Below are 3,993 nucleotides of genomic sequence, written 5' to 3'. Positions count from 1 at the left end.
AAGATATTAAAAAATTTAGAGAAATAGCAGATGAAAATGGATTAAATCAAGCTGAAATGTTCAAAAGTGTTTTAAATTCTTTTGAAATGGCAAAAGCAAAAGGATTAATTTCAGATAGAGCAAAAGAAATTGAAACATTCCAGGAAACTATAAATGGATTAGTTGGAATGTTTATAAATTCATTATTAATAAATCAAACATCAGAAGAAAGAATAAGAGAAACTTTAAGTTTAGAATTAAATACTAAAGATAAAGCAATAGCAGATCTTCAAGAACAAAAGGAAAATTTAAAAGAAAAGTTCAAAGAAATTAGTTCAAAGAATAAAGGATTAGAATCAAGTTCAAAAGAGTTGAATTTAAAATTAAAGACTACATTAAATGAGTTAGAGCAAAAAGCTAAAGCTATTGATAGTCAGCAAGAACAAATAAATACTTTGAATAGTATTATTACAGAATATAAAGAGTTCAAAGAAATTAATAAGGAATTAGAGAAGTTAAATAAAAACTTAGAAAAGAACAATATTGAGCTGAAAAATAGTCTTACAAATACAGAACATAAAAATAAAGATGTATTACAAAAATTAGAGAATGTAGAGAGTATAAGAGATTTCTATAAAAATGAATTAGAATTAGTAAAGGTGGAGATTAAAGAGCAATTAAAGCTATCAAAAGAAATAGAGCAAAGTCATAAAGAAGAAGTTACTTTAATGAAATTAGAGCTAAAAGAACAAAATAATATTCTAAAAAATACAGAAGAAAATTATAAAAATGAAATTAAGGAAATTAAGTCAGAGCATAAGATAGCTTTAGAATCTATAAAAAAGGCTTTTAAAGAAGATTTAAATAAAAAAGAACTAGAATATAATAAAGAACTTGAAAAGGCTAAGGAGGCGTTAAAACAGAATTAAAATAGAATGTATTAAATGAAAAGTGCTAATAATGAAAATTAAATTTATTATATAAGCACTTTTTTATAAATGAAGGTGGAAAAATGAAACATGCAAAAAGAGAAAATGGAATATTAGGACCAAAATATAAAATATATGAGAAGTGGGAAGATGTAATAGCAGCAAATTTGGATTCTGAATCAAAGGAATTATTATTTCTTTTAGATCAAGAAGAATATCATGATATGAAAAAATATGGAGGTAGTGGGGATTATGTTCCTAAACACTTTGTAGCTGATGCAGAAAATAAAGCACACAAATTAGAATTAGAAGTAGAAAAATTAAATAGAGATGTTGAAAGATTAACAACAAAGTTAAAGGAATTTGATAAAGAAGATCCTTATAAAGAGAGAGTAACTAAATACTACAACTACGCTTTAAATGCAAAAAAATTAAAAGAGCAAATGGAGCTTAGATATAATGAAATTAAAAAGCAAAATAAAATAATAGAAGATAAATCATTTGAAATTCAAGATAGATGTGAAGATAAATTAAATAATGCATATGATATAGTTGGACGTTGGAAAGAAAAATATGAAAAATTAAAGTCACAAAAAATAAGAAACTATAAGAAAACAGAATCTATAACAGCAGATGAATTTAGTAGAGGATTTGATTGCTATAAAGGAACTCAATATTATGATTTAAGAGATGTAAAAATGAGAAAAAAACATTATGTAGGGAAAGAGAATATTGTATTACCCATTCCAGATACTACACATGTAGAGATAGTTAAAGAGTATATTTTTAACGGAGAAAATGGAATGATTAATGAGATTATTCTACCAAATAGAAAGAATGGCTACTGCGATATTATTGGATTAAGAACAAATCCATATTATGAAATGTGGGAGCTTGTTTTAGGACAAATAGATAAAAAATAGAATAAATAAAAGGAATAAGGGTGTCATTACAGAATAACAAAAGTAGTAAGGATATTTAGTTATTCTGTAATTATAATAAATATCTAAAAATAAAGGTGTAATGATGGGAGAAAAAAAGGATAAATTAATACAAGTAAGAATTACATCAAAAGATAAAAAGAAATTAAAAGAAATAGCTAAGAGACAAGGGATTTCAATGAGTGAAATAGTATGTAATTACATAGATGAAATGATTAAGAAGGATGAAGAGAAGAGTAATTACGAAGAAGAAATAGAGAAAAGAACTAATAAGTTTGAAGAAAAAATGAAAATATTAAAAAATAAGATGAAGTGGTATTAAAATTACACGATAACTAAAGTGTTTTTATTAAATTGATGTTCATTTAAATTAATGAATATTGATTAATTTAAATAATTAAGTTATAATTTAAAAAATAAACAATAAAAGTAAATAAAGAGAAAGCAACCATTAGGTTGCTTTGATTTGATTGAAGATTAGGAAAAGTGGTGATTTTTCTAATCTTTTTTATTTTCTGTTTTAGCTAAAATAATGTTAGCTCCAAACTTAGCATATTTAAAATTAGTGCCCCAACTACTCCAAACAATATTTTTGTTAATACAATAAACATTGCTTGTTCCACTTTTATAGACATCAATAAATTTTTCGGTTTTTAATAGTCGTATGGCTCTTTTTACAGTTGAGTTACTGATATTTAAATTTTCTTCTAGAACAGTATATGAGCACATAACAGCATTATAACTATCCATATTTTGAATTAAGAATTTGAAAACTCTATATGCAGTTGCTGATTTTTCTAATAATTGATCTTCAGCTTTATAAGAGGCTTTATTAAATTGTATAAAATTTTTATAAGGACTTTTTTTTTCTTTTTCTTTTTTTTCTTTTTCTTTTAATTCATTTGATATAAGTTCTTTTCTTCTATCTTCAAATGAAATAGTATTATTTTTTAAATCACGAACTGTTGATACCTTTAACTCCATTAGCAATCTCCTTTCAATTAGTTTATAAATTTGAACTATACAAGGTTCTTTTGTGAACCTTATGAGGTCATTTTAGCATAATATTGTAAAAAAATAAAGAAAAAACTATTGACAATGAATGAAAGTTCATAAATTAGAAATACAAAATGATTAATAGGGGTCATAGTATGACCATAATAGGGGTCATACTATGACCCCTATTAACCGAAATAAATGGCGTGGTTGAGCCATTTATTTAAAATGCTCTCTTTAATCTTCTTTAAAGAAAAAATTTTAAAGAAGATTATATAGAAAGCGAGGCATTTAGCCTCTTACTTTCTAATGGGAGGCAACCTCCCAAACCCTCGGTTACGGGCAAAGCCCTATGTCTACGACGTCTGTTTAATTAAAGTTATTGGAGGGTGGGGGAGTAAGCCCCCAACCCCTTCACCCGATTAAATATTTTTATTTAAATAGGTTTACTGGAACATCTGTTAATAGGGAAGGAAGATTAACTATCTTAAAATTTTAGTTTATTTTAAAAGGTCAAGGATTTTGCAAGGCTAAGACGAGCTATTTTGAGTGTGAAAGTTTTGAGGGAGCCAGGAGGCGACTGAAAAGCTTTCTAAACGATAAAATTGGGAGGAATAGACTAAGAAATCCTTAGAGCTTTTTATAAACTAAAATTTTTAATAACTTGAATTTTTTTATTATGATTTAAATATCTATTTAAAATTATTTAAATAAAAATTATAGTAAGAATCTTAAATTAAAGATGTACTTTAAAGCTTGATATATTTAATTTAAAAGATTATAATTTAAATATAATTTTTAATAATACAGTAAAATAAACGGCGTTAGACGATTATTTTACTGCCAATAACTAGATTTTTTATTTTATGATTTGTGTGCTTGTATAAAAAAAGATTAACTTTTATATAAGATTTTAGAATTATAAATATAGAAAAACGTTTATAGAAATTACAGTAAGTAGTTTTGATGATTAAACATAATGTAGACGAGATGTTGAAACGGGTATTGGCAATAAAGTTAAGTTCAGATGAATAATTTGGCGTTACGAGATGTAAAGCATAAAAGAGTTTGTGGTTATTATAGTTTTTAGACAAATTATAGTATGTGATATTTAAGGAGCATTACCTATCACAAGTCCATGTGTTAAA

The 3,993-nt window shown here is 25.3% G+C and carries 3 protein-coding genes and 1 pseudogene; 3 read left to right on the top strand and 1 reads right to left on the bottom strand.

Annotated features, from left to right (window positions below; genetic code table 11):
* The 3 genes and pseudogenes from ACRDDY_RS13025 to ACRDDY_RS13015 form a co-directional block, all read left to right on the top strand.
* A pseudogene (locus ACRDDY_RS13025) lies at positions 1-908 on the top strand (hypothetical protein); the annotation flags it as partial.
* Between the two features lie 83 nt (positions 909-991).
* The gene (locus ACRDDY_RS13020; RefSeq protein WP_438565371.1) at positions 992-1,831 is read left to right on the top strand and encodes a hypothetical protein; all 840 of its coding nucleotides are present in this window, start codon (positions 992-994) and stop codon (positions 1,829-1,831) included.
* 103 nt (positions 1,832-1,934) lie between these two features.
* The gene (locus ACRDDY_RS13015) at positions 1,935-2,171 is read left to right on the top strand and encodes a ribbon-helix-helix protein, CopG family (protein WP_438565370.1); all 237 of its coding nucleotides are present in this window, start codon (positions 1,935-1,937) and stop codon (positions 2,169-2,171) included.
* 176 nt (positions 2,172-2,347) lie between these two features.
* Here the strand turns inward: ACRDDY_RS13015 and ACRDDY_RS13010 are convergent, their stop codons facing one another.
* On the bottom strand, positions 2,348-2,833 hold the full coding sequence (locus ACRDDY_RS13010; protein WP_438565369.1) for a replication/maintenance protein RepL: 486 nt from the start codon (positions 2,831-2,833) through the stop codon (positions 2,348-2,350).
* Between the last annotated feature and the right edge of the window lie 1,160 nt (positions 2,834-3,993).

The sequence above is a fragment of the Clostridium sp. genome, from assembly GCF_051656525.1.
Taxonomy (GTDB): Bacteria; Bacillota; Clostridia; order Clostridiales; family Clostridiaceae; genus Clostridium.
Note: the sequence above shows the minus strand (reverse complement) of the source record. Positions and strands in the feature narration are given on the sequence as shown.